The organism is Photobacterium sp. ABD4_091 (genome assembly GCF_056160145.1).
Genome location: NZ_JBSWWQ010000001.1, coordinates 3,080,559 through 3,099,911, shown reverse-complemented (window position 1 = coordinate 3,099,911; position 19,353 = coordinate 3,080,559). Strand labels below are relative to the sequence as shown.

The following is a 19,353-nucleotide window of genomic DNA, read 5'->3' as shown; positions in this document are numbered from 1 at the left end:
AAACCTAAAAAACTAAGGGAGTACACTCACGGATGACATTATCTGTGAAAAACCTAGCCATCCAGCACGGTGAAAAAGCCCTTTTCTCACCGGTTAGCTTTGATATTCGCCCCGGCGAGGTATTCACCTTGATGGGGCCAAGTGGATGCGGCAAATCAACCTTATTAAGTGCGATTGCCGGGCATCTCGTTGCTGATTTCTCTTGTTCTGGTGACGTAACCCTCAGCGAGGCTAGTGTAATGGCGCTGGCACCAGACCAACGTAAAATCGGCCTGCTATTTCAAGATGATTTACTCTTTCCCCATCTCAGTGTGCTGGAAAACCTCATGTTTGGCATTCCCCGGCACTACAAGGGGAAAGCGCGTATCGAGCATGCTGAGGAGACATTGGCAGCTATTGGCTTATCCCAACTGGCTAGTAAGCAGCCTAATGAGATATCTGGCGGCCAACGTGCAAGAATCAGTTTAATGCGGATGCTGCTATCAGAGCCTAAGGCTGTACTTCTAGACGAGCCATTTAGCAAACTGGATAAAGCCTTGCGCAATGAGTTTCGCCAGTTTGTATTCGATCAAATCCAAAGCCGCCAGATCCCCGCGATCATGGTTACCCATGACCATGATGATATTCCACCACAAGGCCGGGTCTTGGACTGGCCTTGGACAAACGCTGTTCAGGAACAACCAACATGCTAGATAGATACGCGATCAAGGTGATCCGCTGGCCGCTAACGACATTTTCTGCACTACCGGACAAACTCGGTATTACTGCCAACCAAGTAACATTGGCGGGTTTTGTCATTGGATTATTTGCCCTGCCCGCTTTGGCACTGGAAGCTTACCATTGGGCGTTGGGCTTTATTATCGTCAATAGGATCTTTGATGGCCTAGATGGCGCTATCGCCCGACGCCAAGGGATCACCGACTGCGGTGGCTTTCTCGATATCACTTTGGATTTTCTTTTCTATTCCATGGTGCCGTTCGGTTTTGTCTTGGCTAACCCAGACGCCAACGCAGTGGCTGGTGCCTTCCTGATTTTCTCATTTATCGGCACCGGTTCGAGCTTCCTCAGCTTCGCCATCATGGCTGGCAAACGTAACATTGAAAGCCCAGTGTACAAGCAGAAGTCGCTTTACTACATCGGTGGTTTGACCGAAGGAACTGAAACGATTGCCTGTTTTGTGCTGTTCTGCCTGCTCCCTGCCCACTTCGCTACCATTGCTTGGGTATTCGGCACATTGTGCTGGATCACCACAACGACACGTATTTGGGCGGGCTATCAAACCCTGAAAGAGGCTTAACCTCCCTGTTGGTTACGCCCCAAACCAGATAAATACAAGACAAATACGAGGCAAACAAAAACAGCTACCCAAAGGTAGCTGTTTTATTTCGACCTAATCTAGATCCTTGCCTTTCCGGCCAATAATTATGCTTCTACAGGTTGGGCATTCACTGCCGCTGTTTCCACTTCATCCTTATTAAAGCCATCGTGCAGGCGGTAGTAGCGCTGGTAAACAAAGCCACTCACTGCCATCAGGATTGCAGGTAGACCCACCATCATAAAGTGAAGACCCATAATCGTATCTGCAGTCTGCTCTACGTTTGGTACATAACCTACTACTGACAAGCCTACACCAACAATGAAGCCACCAGCTGCACCGGCAAACTTAACCAGCATTGTCTGAACCGAGAAGATCACACTCTCGCTACGGCGGCCAGTTTTGTACTCACCGTAGTCCACTACATCAGCAAGCATTACAGTCTGAAGTGCGTTCGCAATACCCACACCGAACTTGATTGCAGCACCAGCAAGGCCGATAAGGAAAGCGTTGCCAGGGAACATTACGGCCATGACAAGAAGAACGATACAAGACAGAATTGGGAAGCCACACGCCATTTTCCACAGGTGCTTACGAGGCAGTTTAGCTGCGATACGAGGGAACAAGAACACACCAGCGACTTCCGCTGCACCTGCGACCATCATGTAAACAGGGAACAACTCAGGGTTACCCAGTGCGTAAGAGAAGTAGTAGATTGCAAAGCCGCCCACAAGCAGGTTAGCAATCTGGAATGACAGCACGGTACCGATCAACGCTTTAAGCTGGTCGTTCTTACCAATAATAACCAGTACATCTTTGAAGCTGAATTTCTCTGCTGGTTTCGCATTGGCTGGCGCCGCTTTTTCTTTAACGTTACGGGCAATCAGGAATGCACTCATCACGAACAGGACAGCAATCAGCATTGCCACGTTGAAGAAACCGTCACCTTGGTTGCCATCACCCAGCACACCAACAATGTGCAGGCCGTAAGTACCAGTGATAAACCATGCAAGGCTAGCAAACAAACGCGGCCAGACCACCAACTTTTCACGCTCTTGGCGCTCGCTTGATAGCGCAGGGATCATTGACCAGTAAGGGATATCCATAATGGTGTATGTCAGACCCCAAAGGATGTAAGCAGCAGCAGCGTATAGATACAGGGCCGGGCCTTCGAACATATGGGTACTGAACAAGCCAACCAATACGATAGCGTTAAGTAGCGTACCGATGACAATCCATGGGCGGAATTTACCAAACTTAGAACGGGTGTTATCAACAATCACACCCATCATAGGGTCAGTAATTGCATCAAGAATTCGGGCTGCAAGGAAGATAGTACCCACGAAGGCAGCAGACAGGCCGGCTACATCCGTAAAGTAGAACATCAAGAAAATATAGATGGGTGCACACGCGAAATCTTTACCGAGTGCGCCAAGGCCATATGATAACTTGGTTTGTAGTGTGATTTTATCAGACATGTTTTATCCTTCAGTCTGTTCCACACCCCTTCCCTAACTAAAAGGGTGCGTACAGCATTTATTTAATTTTTTTGTATCCGTGAAGCTCTGGGCTCAAAAGGTATATTAAGGATCTACAGAAGGATAACTGTGATCTAAACCCCACCCATGGAAACGTTTCCATGGGTTCCATGAATAGAATGCCAAAGTGCGATTTCGATCACTTAACGCACTGTAGCAGCAAATATTAGCAACATGACATACTGCAAAAGGATAAAAATAATGGGACCTTATCGGTCCCATTATGTTGGTAAGGTCTTACTGACAAAGATTACTCAACAACCATCCAAATTAAAATCGCACTCTCGGCATCAAGAATAGGCATGGCTAACCCGGCCTTCTGACACCATTCCCCGCTCAATGATACCGGCTGTTTCGTCCATGCAGGCTGTTGGTTGACCAAGCCTTCGTGGAAGTTAACTGGGTGATCAATCACAGATATCTTATAGATTTTGCTGGTATTCAATCCTGGTATCCTCAAGGCGCCACTGAGGGAGTTTGTCGGCATTGCCAGCTGAGCAACCATAACTAGTGCCTCGTTGCCATCTTGGCTGATCACCGCCTTAGCTAACTGACCGTCACTGTCATCAACCGGAATACGCACCGATTTACCACTATGAAGGATACGGCGGTACTCTTTGTGCAGCTCGATGTAGCGCTCGAATCCAGCCTTTTCCTCGGCGCCCTCTTTTACTGGGTCTAACTCAATCCCCATATGGCCGAACAGGGCTGTCAGGCCACGGAAGCGGATATCATGGGTACGGCGGGTACTGTGGCAATGGCGCGCACCGATGTGGCTTCCCATTACCTCTGGCGGGAAGAAGTAACTGAAGCCGCGCTGGATCTGCTGCCGCTCCAATGCATCATTGTTATCCGATGTCCAGAAGCGGTGGGTACGCTTAAGTACCTCGTAATCAATTCGGCCGCCACCAGCAGCACACGACTCGATTTCTACCCCAGGATGGCGCTCGCGGATCTTCTCGACCAATTCATAATATCGCATCACCTGGTTGTTACCTGCAGCCCGCCCCTGATGGCCGGGCTGGACAATCTCACGGTTCATGTCCCACTTGATGTAAGCGATGTTAAGGGTAGACAGGAAATGATCAAGCCTTGCCAGTAAGTATGCAAAAGCCTCATCATTTTGCAGGTTTATCGCATACTGGTTGCGACCAGTTGGCTGGTCATAACCCTCGACGGCAAGCAGCCATTCCGGGTGAGTGCGATATAGATCCGAGTCCTTGTTGATCATCTCTGGCTCAAACCACAAGCCGAATTCCATGCCTAGCTCATTCACATGGTTGACGATACCCTCAAGCCCCTCGGGGTACTTAGTTTCATCAAGGTACCAGTCACCCAGGGCAGCTTTATCACCATTGCGCCCTTTAAACCAACCGTCATCAATAATAAAGCGTTCAACACCCATTTTTGCTGACTCTGTCGCCATCTCTTTGATGTAATCAGGATCATGGCCGAAATAGATCCCCTCCCATGTATTTAGGTGGATTGGGCGGGCTTTCTCACTGATTTGCGGTGCTAAAATAGACTCACGTACATGGCCATGGAACTGCTGACTCATCTGATTCAAACCATTCGCACTGTGCGTTGCATACAGAACAGGCGTGGCTAGGCTCTCTCCCGGTTGAAGCGATACCTCACCAGGCAGGTACAACGCCTCTGCCTGGACAACCCGGCGCCCGTCTGCTTTCACATCAACACGCATCCGGTGGTTGCCGCTCCAGGCCAAATGGAAGCCCCAGACATCACCGTCACACTCGCCAAAACCTTTGGTACCTGCAATGAAGGCCGGGTAATGTTCATGTGATGTGCGGCCACGGCGGTTTTCTTGCTGGTAGCCCCCTTGCAACAAAGGCTGGCGTACCTGCTGGAACTCTTTTACCCAGCGGCCATAGTAGGTCAGAAGCTCATTTACGCGCTCTGGCAAAGGAAGCGTATTGGCCAGGCGGTTCACCTGATACTCTCCTTCGCCAATATTGGTCAGAGTCTGCTTGAGTTGGACAACATCGTTGTTATCGACTTCCAGGCTCACTGTTAATGACAGTCCAGCAATTGGGTCTTTGCTTTCTATCTCTAGGCTTCCACCCTCATTTTTAACCGAGCAAATCGTAAAGGCTGGTGACCAATGTTGTCCGTTGCGGTGGCCCTCAAGGGCTGGGCTACCAAACAAGCCCCGAGCCAGCTCAGGGTGCAATGACACAGGCACATCATTATCTAATCGGCCATAAGGCACTGGGCGTTTCAAGGCAATATCTGCCCCTTGGGGTAGCGAAGTTAAAGATTCACCCCAGTAGATCACTTCAGCAACCTCTCCGATCGCAACGATCAATTCAGACTGCCGACCTTTCAGACGAATGATTTGCTTATCCATTGTCATGGTTTCCTATTAAGCATGAAATTTCACCTGATCATAATGAAATACCCAGTAGATACTGTGAGCAAGCCCGCACACTGGAAACGTTTCCATGCATTCAACCAAAACTATCTAGCCATAACGTTGCTTTATGTAAGATAGTGCTTTCAAAAGGAAAGGCGCGTTAATAGAAGCAATATTTGAATTAGGTGAGAATCAAACGGGATCATACGTGACCCCGTAACTAAGCCTGTAACCAAACCTAATAGGTTGAGGAAGCCTTCTTGTCGGCAGCTTCCTTCTTCATTTCGTTACACTCTGTTATCAGGACATGCTTGTGAATGAGCTTGCCATCAATCACACAGGGGGGGCTTGGGATGCCGCCCGTACCAGAACTTCCTCCAGCTTGAACAAAAATGCTAAACAACATGATACCTATCAAACCTAGTAGCTTTTTCATGTTCGGATCCTACAAATGTAAAAAGGCACTTATAAGGATAGAAGACTTAAAAGCGATAAGCCGCCCCGACACTGAGCTTCCACCCGAGATCGTTTTGTACCAGTGGGCTATTACTATCATGGTATTCCAGCTCCAACTTGGACACGCCAAGCACATGACGGCTTATATCATAGAGCGTAGTAAACCCGCCCTTATAAACCCATGTATCATCTGCACTAAATTCCGATAGCCCTGAAGCACTGGCTTCCCTAGCAGAAACACTGTAAATGTGTTCAGACAGTTTATCATCGCGGTAATTCAGCTCGACATAAGGAGCTACTGTCAGCCTATCCAAAGGAGTCTCAAAGGCCCTACCTAAATGCAGTTGAAGCTCATAGCCATTGTGCTTGTCAGTAACATCATGCAAATAAGTCAGCCTGGCACCTACAGTGCCTAAGGTGATCCCTAGCTCCCCGCTGCTATCCCTGTTATCTATGCCGCTTGGAATATCAGTGAAGTCATCAGACACTTCTGACAAGCGTATGTTGCCAGACAGGCCAAACCAAGGTGTCAGGGCCAAGTTGGCCAGGCTACCGTCTATAAAGCCGTAATCACTCTGATGGAAAATATAGGGCTTAACACTGAACTCGCTGCCGTCGCTGGCAAAAACCGACTCCCCTATCGCAGCCCCAGCGCCTAAGAAGGTGTAGTGCTTGTATTTATCCTGAGGTTGAAAGATTTCTTGCGAATAGGCCGCTGCAGATGACACCAAAGCCCCAAAAGCTGTAACCAACAGCACTACTGAGTTATGCATAGCGCTTCTCCTCTTTAGAGATAGAAGAAACGGCCTAGGGTGAATTTATTACAAAAGATGGAGGGAATTTATTACAAATGATGAGTGGAAACAGCACACCAAGTGCCGCTTCCACAAAAAGAACTAATGGCTTCTACCCTGAAAATATCATGCACAAATCTGGGTAGGTACATCAGCATCACTGTACTGACGAATAGAAAGGCCACTTTCGTTGAACAGGTGCAAGTTGTGGTTATCCATATACACCTTCACAGCATTACCGGTAACGACAGGCTCATCGGTCGGTAGATGAATCTTGAAGCCATCGACACCTGCATATTGGCCAAACAAATAGGTACTGTTACCCAACCTTTCAACCACATCAGATTGAAACTTAATACCAATAGTATTTTCCTCACTACTTTGTGGTTTGAGGAAGATGTGTTCAGGACGGATCCCCACTTTCACCGCCTGGCCGACGTCAACTCCGTCAGTATGGGCGGCAATAGAAACAGACTGGCCATCAGGCAAAGTGAGCGTCAGCGATTGTGCCTCTTTCTTCGCTATCATCGCCGGGATGAAATTCATTTTCGGCGAGCCGATAAAACCGGCGACAAACTCATTGGCAGGCTGATAATAAAGCTGCAAAGGTGAACCTACCTGCTCTACCCTGCCTTCACGCAATACCACAATCTTGTCGGCCAGCGTCATCGCCTCGACTTGATCATGGGTCACATACACCATGGTATTCCCCAGCTGTTTGTGCAGCCTGGCAATTTGGATCCGCATTTCGACCCGCAGCTCGGCGTCAAGGTTAGATAGCGGCTCATCGAACAGGAAGACTTCTGGATCGCGGACAATCGCACGGCCTATAGCCACGCGCTGCCGTTGCCCGCCAGATAGCTCCTTTGGCTTGCGTTTAAGCAGGGCTTCAAGCTGGAGGATATCACTGGCATGTTTTACACGCTGCTGGATCACCTGTGGTTTCTCCCCCACCATCTTGAGGCCAAAGCCCATGTTTTCTTCCACTGTCATATGCGGGTAGAGCGCATATGACTGAAACACCATTGCGACACCACGTTCTGAGGGCTCAACGTCATTCATGTTTACCCCGCCTATGCAGATATCGCCTTCAGTAATGTCTTCCAAACCAGCAATGAGCCTGAGAAGGGTAGATTTACCACAACCCGACGGACCAACGAAAACAGTGAACTCGCCATCTTCGATAGTCAGATCAATACCGTGGATAGTTTGTACTTTTCCAAATCGTTTCACTGCGCGATTTAGGGATATACCAGCCATATAATTTCATCCTCTGAGATTACGGGACGTCAGCAAGGCTACTAATCAAACAACTAGAACGTTATTTACGCTACCCGATTGTAACGCCACAGTAAACGTTTCCAGAGAAAAAAGACTCATCTTTTTAACATAGTGTGAGCTGAGTACACCTTGAAGCATTCACATAAGTTAAGAGTGATAGAGCACACAATTCATCTAATATAAACAGGGTATTAGATTGAAAAATCTACATTAAAGACTTATACGCGAGAGAGTTACCACGCTTTAAATTGCCAATAGCATCCAGATCCATGTCACACATTGCGAGCAATATCACGATCATTTATGGAAACGTTTCCTTGATCACGTTTTATTAACACCATTGTCGATATCGTAACCACGCAAATCACTTTGCGTCATCAAACAGCTATCAAAACAACACCTAGAACATACAGAACAACTTGGTAAGCACGTTTACCAATGAACCGAGATCTCTGCATACATGGAATCGGAGCCTAGTATGATTCATTCTTCTTCAGCAGAAGCGACATTAAATAGAACCAGTGACGCTAAACAAAAAAGGAAGCGGGTTATTCCTATTTCTTTAGTACCTTGGGTATTTCTCGCCCCGGCATTGGTGCTTTTTTCTATCTATGTCCTTTACCCCATTATTAATAGTTTCAACCTCAGTTTGTACCAGTGGGATGGTATGGGCGAAAAAGTCTGGGTGGGTTTTGAAAACTACGTAGAGTTATTTGACTCAGAAACCTTTTATACCGCACTGACCAATAATTTGTTGTGGCTGGTTATGTTTATGCTTGCTCCACCAATTGGTCTGGCTATCGCTTTATTTCTGAATCAGGAAGTGAAAGGAATACGTTTGATTAAAGCGTTGTTCTTCTTCCCATTTGTTATATCACAAGTCATTGTCGGTTTAGTCTTTACTTGGTTTTATGACCCTAGCTTGGGCCTATTAAATAGTATCCTTGCCTTTTTCGGTGCAGAGCCTATTGCGCTGTTATCGAGCGATCAATACGTCACCTACGGCATTATTGCTGCAGGGCTATGGCCGCAAATTGCCTATTGCATGATCCTCTACCTCACTGGGCTCAACAACCTTAACCCGGAGCTTATTGAGGCCGCCCGACTTGATAACGCTAAGGGGTTCAAGCTCCTCAGGCACATTATACTGCCTCAGCTATCACCGGCGACATTCATCGCTGTGGTAGTAACGGTGATTGGCGCCCTGCGCTCATTCGACCTGGTTGCCACCATGACAGCTGGCGGCCCATGGGGGAGCTCGACGGTGCTCGCTTACATGATGTATGAGCAGTCAATATTCAACTACCGGATGGGTTACGGTGCCGCCATTGCTGTCGTGCTATTCCTGATCATGGCTATCTATATCGCCTTTTTCTTAACTCGCATGTTAAGGAGTGAGAAATAATGTTTCCGACACCTATTAATAAATCCTCCCGGACCATCAATATTGCCTACCGGGTCGCATTGCCTTTTTCAATAATATTATGGCTATTACCTCTTCTGGCTATATTGCTAACTTCGGTTCGCTCAATAGAAGATATCAACCAAGGAAACTATTGGGGCTGGCCCACCAGCTTTAATTTAATCGAAAACTATCAAATGGTTTTCCAAACCACCGATATGGGGCAATATCTTCTTAGCTCGTTGATTATTACGCTGCCAGCTGTAGCCGGCGCCGTTGCCCTTTCAACACTTGCTGGTTTTGCATTGGCAAAATACAAATTCAAAGGCAGTATTTGGCTACTTGCCATCTTTATTGCGGGTAACTTTGTCCCGTTTCAAATATTGATGATCCCTGTTCGCGACCTCACCATCAGTGCAGGCTTATATGACACCCACCTTGGGTTAATTATTTTCCATGTCGCTTTCCAGACGGGTTTCTGCACCTTGTTTATGCGCAACTTCATCGTCAGCCTTCCCAATGAATTACTTGAGGCAGCGCGCGTTGAAGGCGTCAGCGAGTTCAAGATTTTCTGGTACATCATCTTGCCATTAGTCCGACCTGCCTTGGCAGCGCTATCGGTACTGGTCTTTACCTTCATCTGGAACGACTACTTCTGGGCATTGGTATTGGTGCAAAGCGAAGAGGTACGCCCTGTTACCGCAGGGATCAGCGCTTTGCGTGGCCAATGGTTGGCCTCTTGGAACCTGATCTCCGCAGGTGCCGTACTGGCAGCGCTTCCGCCTGTCGCTTTGTTCTTCGCGATGCAGAAACACTTCATTGCTGGGTTAACCCTAGGCGCGACCAAAGGTTAAACGGAAATACAACTACCCTACTAATAAGGATAAATGATGAAAAAACTACATAAAATCATCACCGCTACCACCCTAGCGATGAGCATGGCATCAACTGCTTTCGCCTCGGAGCTGATTATCAACTCAGATCAAGCCGATCCGGCACCAAAGGCCGTCTTTGACAATATGGTTGCCCAGTTCAAGCAGGAGAATCCGGATATTACCGTTAAATACAACCTGTATGACAAAGAAGCCTATAAAACAACACTGCGTAACTGGTTGGTCACCTCTCCACCCGATGTCGTATTCTGGCATGCTGGTAACCGAATGAAGACTTTTGTCGACCGCGGTTTGCTGGAAGATGTCAGTGACGTGTGGCAAGCCAACAACATGTATGAAGATTTCACCAGTACCATCCCTGCTATGACGGTTGATGACAAGCAATGGGGCGTACCGTTTACCTATTATCAGTGGGGCATTTATTACCGCAAAGATATCTTCGACAAATACGACATCAGCGAACCTAAAACCTGGGAAGAGTTCCTGGCCGCGTCAGAAACGCTGAAACAAAACAACATCGCCCCTATCGCCATCGGGACGAAATACCTCTGGACGGCGGCTGGCTGGTTTGACTATATCAACCTGCGCGTCAATGGGCTGGACTTCCACCTCGATCTAATGGATGGCAAAGTCCCTTACACCGATGAGCGGGTGCGCAATACCTTCAATACTTGGCGTGAGCTGATCGACAAAGGCTACTTCCTGGAAAACCATGCGGGCTACTCTTGGCAGGAAGCCCAACCGTTCTTGTACCGCGGCGAAGCAGCCATGTACTTAATTGGTAATTTCATCACTCCTAACTTCCCAGAGGAGCTAGAAGGTAAAATGGGCTTTATTCAATTCCCAGCCATTAATCCAGAGATTGCAATGGCCGAAGAAGCCCCGATTGATACCATTCACATCCCAAGCAAGGCGAAAAACAAAGACAACGCCCGTAAATTCCTAGCCTTTATTGCACGCGCTGAGAACCAAACCAAAATGAATGAGGCACTGCTTCAGATCCCGACCAACAATAAATCTACGGTCACTGACGATGTGTTCCTCAACAAAGGCATTGCCATGCTAAACAGCGCATCCGGTACGTCACAGTTCTACGACCGCGATACCGATCCGGCGATGGCACAGGAAGGAATGAAAGCGTTCCAGGAGTTCATGGTTCATCCTGACCGCCTGGACCGAATCCTCAAGCGCTTAGAGCGAACCCGTGCTCGTACTTTCGATAAGTAATTGATAGTAGTGAAATCGATACCACTCCAGTAAAAATGCAGTGTTTTGGGTTTTGATTCCATTCAAGGTGTTTCACATATTACTTGAATTCACACCAATAGCTGACGTATTCTGTGACTATTGTGATTCAAAGTGAAACGTTATCCTTGGGTTCCTAACTCAAAACACTCATAGATAGCTTCTTTGCTTGTCTTACCGAGCAATCTGTACGGCTTGGGAAGAAGTTTGTTTCTATTGATCAAAAAGCCCAACCCATTGTTTTGTTGGGCTTTTATTTCCCTTCGCTTATACCCACCCTCGCTTTGCGTAATCGTTTCCGGATTATAAAAACCACTTACTGTGCATTTTTCCATCAAAAACCGCCAAAATACGCCGTTATTGTGAGCTAAATTACAATTTTATTAATTGTTTTGCCTTTAATGAATAAAATACGCCACGGCTCACTGTAAACGTTTCCAGAGCGGTGCTAGGATCGCTCTTGAGTTAGGACCCATACATAAAAAAACAAAATGATGGAGACGTTTCATGAAACAGAAGATGCTAGCAAAAGCAGTCGGCATAGCACTGATAATGGCCCCACTAGCCAGCCAAGCAGCCGTAGAGAATATTCAATATTTTGGCTATGCCAAATGGGGAAATATCTACACAGACAATGACGACCATAATAATGGCAAAGGTGAGCGAAGCGATGTGATCCGCGCCAGTGAAGGTTATGGTAACTACCGTTTGGGTAACGAGCTGAACTGGTGGGAAGCCGGCCTGAAAGCCGATGTGTGGCAAGACGGTGATGCTTATTTCGATACGACCCTCTACCTAGGGAGCGGCGAAAGCTGGGGTGATGTCAGCATCATCCAGATGTGGTCAGCCGGTCATGGGTTAATCGCTTCTCAGCCAAATGCCATTCTTTGGGGTGGTGAACGTTTTTACCGCCGCCATGAAGTCCACATGGTTGATATTAAATACTGGGATACATCGAGCACAGGTATTGGTGTTGAAAACTGGGATCTTGGTTTCGGTAATGGCCATTTTGCCTGGATGGCACCAGATTCAACGTCTGATGGCCGTAGCTTGCATAACATTGACGCCCGAATCAGTGACATTGTAATCAGTGACACCGCTGATCTGACTTTTGGTGTCAACTACGTTTTCACTCAAAACTCTAGCTATGATGAATCAGATATCACCACTTCTGGTGCCATGCTATCAGCGCTTTACCGCCAAGCCTGGGACTACGGTTCAAACACCTTGGCCTTCCAGTATGGTACCGATGCCCTTGCCGGTGGCTTGATGAGTGCTGAAGGTGGCCCAGCGAATGGCAAAGCGACCAAATACAGCACCGGCGTTGACCACGACGGTTACAGCTGGCGAGTGTTCAATCATGGCGATCTGAACATCAGTGAAGACTTCCAGGTTATGTATAACATTGCTTATCAAGACAAAAATCTCGATAACAACAATGGTGATAAATGGTTCAGTGTGGGTGCCCGCCCTCAGTACAGCTGGACAGACTATATGGCAACGGCCCTGGAAGTCGGCTACGAAACAGTCGAAGCACAGAACGGTGCCGGTACCAATGACATGTTCAAAGTCACGGTTGCTCAGATGTTCCAAGCCGGTAAAGGCGTCTGGGCTCGCCCGACACTTCGTGTATTCGCAACGTACTCTGAAACGAATGATGAGTGGCAACGGGAAACTGGTTTAGATTCTGACGGGAATGCGACTCGAAATGCTTACGGCAATGCACAAAGCATAGGTAAAAAGTCGACTGATGAGTTCACCTTTGGCTTCAATATTGAAACTTGGTGGTAATCACCCGCTCTCACAAACCTGACTAAAAATGGTACGGGCCTATTTGGGCCTGTACCCTAAGGACAAAGCATGAAGAAGAAACAGTTGGCGACCATTCTGCTTGGGCTGAGCCTAACCGCTTGCAGCAGTTTTCCAGACACAACACTCAATACCGATCTTAACCAATCGGCATGCTGTGAATCTATTGCTGCGCTATCGATCCAACCGCTGGCATTGGATAGCCAGCAGTATGTCATTCTCGATGGCAACGGCCAGACCCTCCCTCTTGCCTATACAGGCAATGAGGGATCAGGCCGCACGCCTGCCAAGGCTTATGGCCTGCCGCAAACGGCTTCACCTTTCATGCTTTCAGTCAGTGCGCCGATTAAAAACAACCAAGTGTTCGCCCCGGCCATAACCATCTATGACAACCAATGGCAGTTGGTCGAACAATACACGACTGAAGATTTTCATTACTTCACCAGTAGCCTAAGCGGTACCGAGCGCATTGAAGGTAAATTTATCCTCAGCACCCAGCTCAACAACATGGCCTACTTGATGATCCAGCATGATCCCCAGCAAATTGGCAATCAGCTGGAACGTATCCACCCTGAACAGGAATTTGCCGAGTCACAGAACATTATCGGCAGCAAACGTCTTCCACTCTATGCCACCTTGGCACCTGTCGGCGTGGTTGAAATCACCACGCAACAACACTTCGGCAACCCGGTGGTAGACATGCTCTCTAGCTTAACCGCAAAAGAGGCCTCGGCAGCTGCTGTATCAAAAACAGCCCCTGCCAATGAATCAAAGACGGCATCCGCTGACACACACAGCTGGCACTATTTCAAACAGCAAATTGATGAAGCCATGAGCAGCGGAAAACTCAAGCAAGCGGTTGATTGGGCAAACAAAGCCGAATCAGCCGGCCATGAGCAGGCTAAAGATTACCTGCTCGATACCTTGGCCCAATAACAGCCAACCCAAAAAACACAAAGAATAACTAGCCGCAGGGCAACAAGCTATCGCCGTGCGGCACAGCAACTAAAATTTTCAAGATTACGTAAGATCACTATAAGTAGGATAACGATGACGGCATTTTCTAACATTATTCAGCGCCGAGACTGGGAAAACCCTCAGTCAGTGAACATCCATTGTTTGTCTGCGCACAGCCCACTGGCCAGCTTCCGTGACATCGACAGTGCACGAGATGCAAAAAATGCCCAGCGCCAGTCTTTGAACGGCGAATGGAAATTCAAGCTTTTCGATGCCCCGGAGCAAGTGGACGGCGAGTTCGTGACTCCTAGCTTCAATGACCAGGCTTGGGACAATATTCCGGTACCTTCCAACTGGCAGCTGCAAGGCTATGACAAACCGATTTATGCCAACGTCAAATACCCGTTCGAAGTAAACCCGCCTTTCGTCCCGAAAGACAACCCAACAGGCTGCTACCGTACCAGCTTTACGGTAGAAGAAAGCCAACTGGCAGACACCCACCGTATTATCTTCGATGGTGTTAACTCTGCTTTTCATTTGTGGTGTAACGGCCATTGGGTCGGTTACAGCCAGGACAGCCGCCTGCCTGCAGAATTCGACCTTTCCCAGTACCTTGTTGCTGGCGGCAATACCCTTGCAGTGATGGTGATCCGCTGGAGTGACGGCAGCTACCTAGAAGATCAGGATATGTGGTGGCTGAGCGGCATCTTCCGTGATGTCACCCTGCTGGCCAAGCCTTCTCAGTGCATTGAAGACGTCTTTATCACACCGGATCTAGATGCCTGCTACCGTGATGGCACCTTGTCCGTTGTTACCCATATCAATGCCACTGCAGAGCACCAGGTTCAGATCCAACTGTTTGACGGCGAGCAGGCAATCACCGAGCCTGTTATTGACCGCCCTAATAACCGCCGTATCGACGAGCGTGGCAGCTACAACGATGTCGTATTCCAAACTGTGTCGGTACGTGAGCCGAAAAAGTGGAGTGCCGAGGCACCCAACCTATACCGCTGTGTAGTCTCTTTGCTTGATGCCGATGGCAACCATATCGAAAGTGAAGCCTACCAGGTTGGCTTCCGTAAAGTCGAAACCATCGACGGCCAACTTTGCCTCAACGGCAAGCCTCTGCTGATCCGGGGCGTCAACCGCCACGAGCACCACCCAGAGCTTGGCCATGTGATGACAGAAGCAGATATGATCAAAGATATCTGCCTGATGAAGCAGTATAACTTCAATGCGGTGCGTACCGCCCACTACCCTAACCACCCGCGTTGGTACGAGCTGTGTGACGAGTACGGTTTGTATGTGTGTGACGAAGCCAACATCGAAACCCACGGCATGGAGCCGATGAACCGCCTGTCTGCCGACCCGATGTGGGCACATGCTTACATGAGCCGCTATACCCAAATGGTCCAGCGCGACAAGAACCACCCTTCTATTATCATTTGGTCACTAGGCAATGAATCCGGCCATGGCAGCAACCACAACGCCATGTATGCCTGGTCGAAGAACTTTGACCCATCTCGCCCGGTGCAGTATGAGGGCGGCGGCTCAGATACAACCGCAACGGATATCATTGCCCCTATGTATGCCCGTGTGAATACCACTATTGAAGATGAAGCTGTGCCGAAATGGTCAATCAAGAAGTGGGTGTCCCTGCCTAATGAGAACCGCCCATTGATCTTGTGTGAGTATGCCCACGCCATGGGTAACAGCCTCGGCAGCTTCAACAAGTACTGGGACGCTTTCCGTGACTACCCTCGCCTGCAAGGCGGGTTTATCTGGGATTGGGTTGACCAAGGGATCAGCAAGTTTGATGACAAAGGCGATCATTTCTGGGCCTACGGCGGTGATTTTGGCGATACCATCAACGACCGCCAGTTCTGCATCAACGGATTGGTTTTCCCAGACAGAACCCCGCATCCAACGCTGGAAGAAGCCAAACACTGCCAGCGCATGATCACCGTCCAGCTAAATAGCGAAGAGCAATTGGCCAACTGTGTCGCGTATACCCTGACGGTGACCAACGAAAACTTGTTCCGTGCAACCGATAACGAGCGCCTGAAATGGTCTTTGCTTGAAGATGGTCGTGTCATTGCGACTGGCGAGCAGCCACTGGACGTTCCGGCAGATAGTCAAAAGACTCTCTGCATTGATATTGACTTCAAACCTCGTGCCGGTGCGGTTTACCACCTCAATACCGATATCGAGCTACGTGAAACAACACCGTGGGCAGAAGCAGGCCACATTGTAGCCAGTGAACAGTTTGCAGTTACTAACCGCAACTCCCTGGCCTATCCAGCCTTCAACCGAAGCCAAGCGCCTGTTGCTACTGAAAACGAACAAAGCATTTTGATCAGCAGTGACAATGGTATGCACCATTGGTGCTGGAACAAAGGCAGCGGGCTGCTGGAGCAATGGACTATCGAAGGCAAGCCGCAGCTTGTGGCTTCCCCATCAGATAACTTCTTCCGTGCCCCGCTGGATAATGACATTGGTGTAAGTGAAGTTGATTTTGTCGACCCAAATGCCTGGGTATGCCGTTGGGATGCTGCCGGTATCGGCAAATGGGACCGCGAATGTGTAGACTGCCAGGTAAATACCCTTAGCCACCAAGTCGTTGTTACTTCAACGTTTGTATATACCTTCAATGGTAATGTACAGGCGATTACAGTCTGGACTTACACCTTGGACAGCCAAGGCCAAACCAAGCTAGATGTCTCGGTTAAATTAGCTGATGACCTACCGCCTATGCCACGCATTGGCCTAGAGCTAGCTTTGCCACTACAACAAGAACAGCAAGAGCAACAGCACATTGAATGGCGCGGCTTTGGTCCATTTGAAAACTACCCAGACCGGCTATCAGGTGCGCGCTTTGGCCAATACACCGAAACACTGAGCGGCATGCACACCCCATACATCTTCCCGACGGATAATGGTCTGCGCTGTGGCTGTAACTCGCTGTCTATCGGTGGCTTGAATATCTCAGGCGATTTCCAGTTCAGCGTCAGCCGTTACAGCCAGCAGCAATTGGCGGCAGCGAAACACACCAACGAGCTTGAAGCCGAGCAGCAAATCTACCTGCGTGTAGACCACCAGCACATGGGCGTTGGCGGTGATGATTCCTGGAGCCCGAGTGTCCATGAAGAGTTCAAACTCACTGACAAGCAATATGCCTATAGCTTATGCATTGAGCCTCTAAGCGCCTAGCATATAACACCTTAGCCAAACGGCCTCACCACGGTGAGGCCGCATCCCTCCAACGTTAAAATTCGCTAAAGCAAGCTAAGCTCACTCTAGCAGAACAGTTTTTGATGATACTTACCGATGAATGTGATGTTCCCAAGTGTTATTCGAGTACAGTTGGCAAGTGAACGTCTGAACATTTGGCTCAAAAGCCCCTCATTGTGTGATATATTAGTTGGCTTGGGATTAGGTGTAGATACATCGAAGAGGACCCAGAAAAGGTCATGGAAAAGACCCGTCACTCGAATGATATTTGCATACTAATCAGTCGATTAATAGACATGGAGTTGGTCATTACATTCGGGATTCGAATGTACAAGCCTCTAAATTATGGGTTTTAAATCAAATAAATACAGTATAGATTCAACAGATTACCAAGTAGGTCAGGACAACGTAACCAAATGGGGTATGGATGTCCACAACACCGTTTTTACCGTTTCCGCGGGCTTATCCATTCTTTTTATTGTTACACTCTTAATTCTTTCACCAGCAGATTCCAAAGCGGCAATTGATGCCGTGAAGGCAGCCGCTCTCTCGAAGTTTGACTTTGTCTTTATGTGGGGCGCAAACATATTGCTACTGTTTGCCATTGTTATTGCTTTCTCACCTTTGGGTAAAATTCGCCTGGGTGGCGATGACGCTACCACAGATTTTTCGACTCTTTCATGGATCTCCATGCTATTTGCTGCAGGCATGGGCATCGGGCTTATTTTCTGGGGGGTCGCAGAACCAACGGCATTTTTCACTAATTGGTTTGGCACACCACTAAATGTCGAGCCATATACTGCCGAAGCAAGAGAGCTGGCACTAGGCTCTGCAGTCTTCCACTGGGGCTTCCACGCCTGGGCCATTTATGGCATGACTGCTCTCTCATTGGCATACTTTGTATACAACAAAGGGTTGCCTCTATCGATGCGTTCCGTTTTTTACCCACTACTTGGCGACAGGGTTTGGGGAAGAATCGGTGACGTGATTGACGTTTTGGCCGTACTGGTTATTTTGTTCGGCCTTGCTACCTCACTGGGGCTGGGAGGCTCCCAGGCGGCAAGTGGTATCAGCCATGTATTCGGCCTTGAAAACAGCCTATTCCTCCAAATATTGATTATCTTGGTCATTATGGGGCTGGCTATTGTTTCTGTAGTTCGAGGAATGGATGCTGGGGTGAAAGTGTTGAGTAACCTCAATATGATTATCGCCTTCCTGTTCATGGGCTTTCTCGTTGTTTTGAATTTCACCACCACATTTGACTCGCTGTTTACCGCTGTCACTGGTTATGTGAAAAACATTATTCCACTGAGCCAAAGCTCTGGCCGTGAAGATACAACCTGGCTACACGGCTGGACCGTCTTTTACTGGGCCTGGTGGGTCGCCTACGCGCCTTTCTTTGGTATGTTTGTTGCCCGTATTTCAAAAGGCCGCACAATCCGCGAATTTTTGGTCTGTGTTCTGGTTGTCCCTACACTGGTTACCACTGCGTGGATGTCTTTCTTTGGCGGCATCGCCATCGAGCAGGTTATTGACAAAGTTGGCCTACTAGGTGCAGAACAAGGTATTAGTGACGTATCGCTCAGCTTGTTCTACATGCTAGATGCATATTCAATCGGTAATATCCTTTCTCTCATCGCCGTTGCACTGATAGTTGTCTTCTTTGTAACAACCCTAGACTCAGGTTCGATTGTTGTTGATAGCATGACGGCAGGTGGCAAGTTAGAGCTTCCGATCAGGCAAAAAGTCATTTGGGCGGTTATCTCTGCAACCATTGCGATGGTGATGCTGTGGATTGGTGGTACTGACTCCATTCAGGCCCTTCAATCGATTACGATTATTGCAGCCCTACCCTTTACGATCATTCTGATCCTAGGCTGTGTGAGCTTGATGCGAGGCCTATTTACCGAGATTGACCAAACTAAGGCATCTCGTAAAAAATCAGCTTAAATCACAATAAAAGCCCCCCCCTCCATCTGGAGGGGGTTGCTCACCAAGAGCGTCTTGATTTATCGATAGATTCCCAGAACTGTTCGCCCTCTGCCACTTACCCCCTCT

Annotated in this window: 14 protein-coding genes; 9 read left to right on the top strand and 5 right to left on the bottom strand. The window is 48.4% G+C overall.

What is annotated here, in order from left to right; translation table 11 throughout:
• The first annotated feature begins 32 nt into the window (after positions 1-32).
• Positions 33-692, top strand: coding sequence for an ATP-binding cassette domain-containing protein (locus ACXAGQ_RS14200; RefSeq protein WP_475254578.1), 660 nt, complete (start codon positions 33-35; stop codon positions 690-692).
• Positions 686-1,297 carry a CDP-alcohol phosphatidyltransferase family protein gene (locus ACXAGQ_RS14195; protein ID WP_475254577.1) on the top strand — a complete coding sequence of 204 codons (612 nt, stop codon included), beginning with the start codon at positions 686-688 and terminating at the stop codon, positions 1,295-1,297. Before ACXAGQ_RS14200 ends, ACXAGQ_RS14195 begins: the two co-directional genes overlap by 7 nt.
• A gap of 125 nt (positions 1,298-1,422) precedes the next feature.
• On the opposite strand, the gene melB is transcribed toward ACXAGQ_RS14195, so the two are convergent.
• From melB to ACXAGQ_RS14170, 5 genes are all read right to left on the bottom strand, one after another.
• A complete protein-coding gene (gene melB / locus ACXAGQ_RS14190; protein WP_475254576.1) occupies positions 1,423-2,793 on the bottom strand; it encodes a melibiose:sodium transporter MelB in 1,371 nt (456 codons plus the stop codon).
• Between the two features lie 310 nt (positions 2,794-3,103).
• A complete protein-coding gene (locus ACXAGQ_RS14185; RefSeq protein WP_475254574.1) occupies positions 3,104-5,227 on the bottom strand; it encodes an alpha-galactosidase in 2,124 nt (707 codons plus the stop codon).
• Between the two features lie 238 nt (positions 5,228-5,465).
• Complete coding sequence (locus ACXAGQ_RS14180) at positions 5,466-5,663, bottom strand: hypothetical protein (RefSeq protein ID WP_475254573.1); 198 nt, start codon at positions 5,661-5,663, stop codon at positions 5,466-5,468.
• A gap of 46 nt (positions 5,664-5,709) precedes the next feature.
• Positions 5,710-6,456: a MipA/OmpV family protein gene (locus ACXAGQ_RS14175; protein WP_475254571.1), complete on the bottom strand. Its 747-nt coding sequence runs from the start codon at positions 6,454-6,456 to the stop codon at positions 5,710-5,712.
• 147 nt (positions 6,457-6,603) lie between these two features.
• Positions 6,604-7,737: an ABC transporter ATP-binding protein gene (locus ACXAGQ_RS14170; protein ID WP_475254569.1), complete on the bottom strand. Its 1,134-nt coding sequence runs from the start codon at positions 7,735-7,737 to the stop codon at positions 6,604-6,606.
• 499 nt (positions 7,738-8,236) lie between these two features.
• On the opposite strand from ACXAGQ_RS14170, the gene ACXAGQ_RS14165 reads away from it, so the two are divergent.
• The 7 genes from ACXAGQ_RS14165 (at position 8,237) to ACXAGQ_RS14135 (ending at position 19,245) form a co-directional block, all read left to right on the top strand.
• Positions 8,237-9,163 (top strand): carbohydrate ABC transporter permease, encoded by a 927-nt coding sequence (locus tag ACXAGQ_RS14165; protein WP_475254568.1) that lies wholly within the window; start codon positions 8,237-8,239, stop codon positions 9,161-9,163.
• A complete protein-coding gene (locus ACXAGQ_RS14160) occupies positions 9,163-10,014 on the top strand; it encodes a carbohydrate ABC transporter permease (RefSeq protein ID WP_475254566.1) in 852 nt (283 codons plus the stop codon). The genes ACXAGQ_RS14165 and ACXAGQ_RS14160 overlap by 1 nt, the downstream gene beginning before the upstream one ends.
• Positions 10,015-10,050: 36 nt before the next feature.
• Positions 10,051-11,280 carry an ABC transporter substrate-binding protein gene (locus tag ACXAGQ_RS14155; protein ID WP_475254564.1) on the top strand — a complete coding sequence of 410 codons (1,230 nt, stop codon included), beginning with the start codon at positions 10,051-10,053 and terminating at the stop codon, positions 11,278-11,280.
• A gap of 525 nt (positions 11,281-11,805) precedes the next feature.
• A complete protein-coding gene (locus tag ACXAGQ_RS14150) occupies positions 11,806-13,089 on the top strand; it encodes a carbohydrate porin (RefSeq protein ID WP_475254563.1) in 1,284 nt (427 codons plus the stop codon).
• Between the two features lie 69 nt (positions 13,090-13,158).
• Positions 13,159-14,043: a MalM family protein gene (locus ACXAGQ_RS14145; RefSeq protein WP_475254562.1), complete on the top strand. Its 885-nt coding sequence runs from the start codon at positions 13,159-13,161 to the stop codon at positions 14,041-14,043.
• Positions 14,044-14,157: 114 nt separating this feature from the next.
• Positions 14,158-17,274, top strand: a complete 3,117-nt coding sequence (locus tag ACXAGQ_RS14140) for a beta-galactosidase (protein WP_475254561.1) — start codon at positions 14,158-14,160, stop codon at positions 17,272-17,274.
• A gap of 366 nt (positions 17,275-17,640) precedes the next feature.
• Positions 17,641-19,245 (top strand): BCCT family transporter, encoded by a 1,605-nt coding sequence (locus tag ACXAGQ_RS14135; RefSeq protein ID WP_475254559.1) that lies wholly within the window; start codon positions 17,641-17,643, stop codon positions 19,243-19,245.
• Positions 19,246-19,353: the final 108 nt, after the last annotated feature.

Coding starts and splice junctions, on each gene's coding strand:
- ACXAGQ_RS14200 (WP_475254578.1), top strand. CDS start 33: ATGACATTATCTGTGAAAAACCTAGCCATCCAGCACGGTGAAAAAGCC.
- ACXAGQ_RS14195 (WP_475254577.1), top strand. CDS start 686: ATGCTAGATAGATACGCGATCAAGGTGATCCGCTGGCCGCTAACGACA.
- melB (WP_475254576.1), bottom strand. CDS start 2,793: ATGTCTGATAAAATCACACTACAAACCAAGTTATCATATGGCCTTGGC.
- ACXAGQ_RS14185 (WP_475254574.1), bottom strand. CDS start 5,227: ATGACAATGGATAAGCAAATCATTCGTCTGAAAGGTCGGCAGTCTGAA.
- ACXAGQ_RS14180 (WP_475254573.1), bottom strand. CDS start 5,663: ATGAAAAAGCTACTAGGTTTGATAGGTATCATGTTGTTTAGCATTTTT.
- ACXAGQ_RS14175 (WP_475254571.1), bottom strand. CDS start 6,456: ATGCATAACTCAGTAGTGCTGTTGGTTACAGCTTTTGGGGCTTTGGTG.
- ACXAGQ_RS14170 (WP_475254569.1), bottom strand. CDS start 7,737: ATGGCTGGTATATCCCTAAATCGCGCAGTGAAACGATTTGGAAAAGTA.
- ACXAGQ_RS14165 (WP_475254568.1), top strand. CDS start 8,237: ATGATTCATTCTTCTTCAGCAGAAGCGACATTAAATAGAACCAGTGAC.
- ACXAGQ_RS14160 (WP_475254566.1), top strand. CDS start 9,163: ATGTTTCCGACACCTATTAATAAATCCTCCCGGACCATCAATATTGCC.
- ACXAGQ_RS14155 (WP_475254564.1), top strand. CDS start 10,051: ATGAAAAAACTACATAAAATCATCACCGCTACCACCCTAGCGATGAGC.
- ACXAGQ_RS14150 (WP_475254563.1), top strand. CDS start 11,806: ATGAAACAGAAGATGCTAGCAAAAGCAGTCGGCATAGCACTGATAATG.
- ACXAGQ_RS14145 (WP_475254562.1), top strand. CDS start 13,159: ATGAAGAAGAAACAGTTGGCGACCATTCTGCTTGGGCTGAGCCTAACC.
- ACXAGQ_RS14140 (WP_475254561.1), top strand. CDS start 14,158: ATGACGGCATTTTCTAACATTATTCAGCGCCGAGACTGGGAAAACCCT.
- ACXAGQ_RS14135 (WP_475254559.1), top strand. CDS start 17,641: ATGGGTTTTAAATCAAATAAATACAGTATAGATTCAACAGATTACCAA.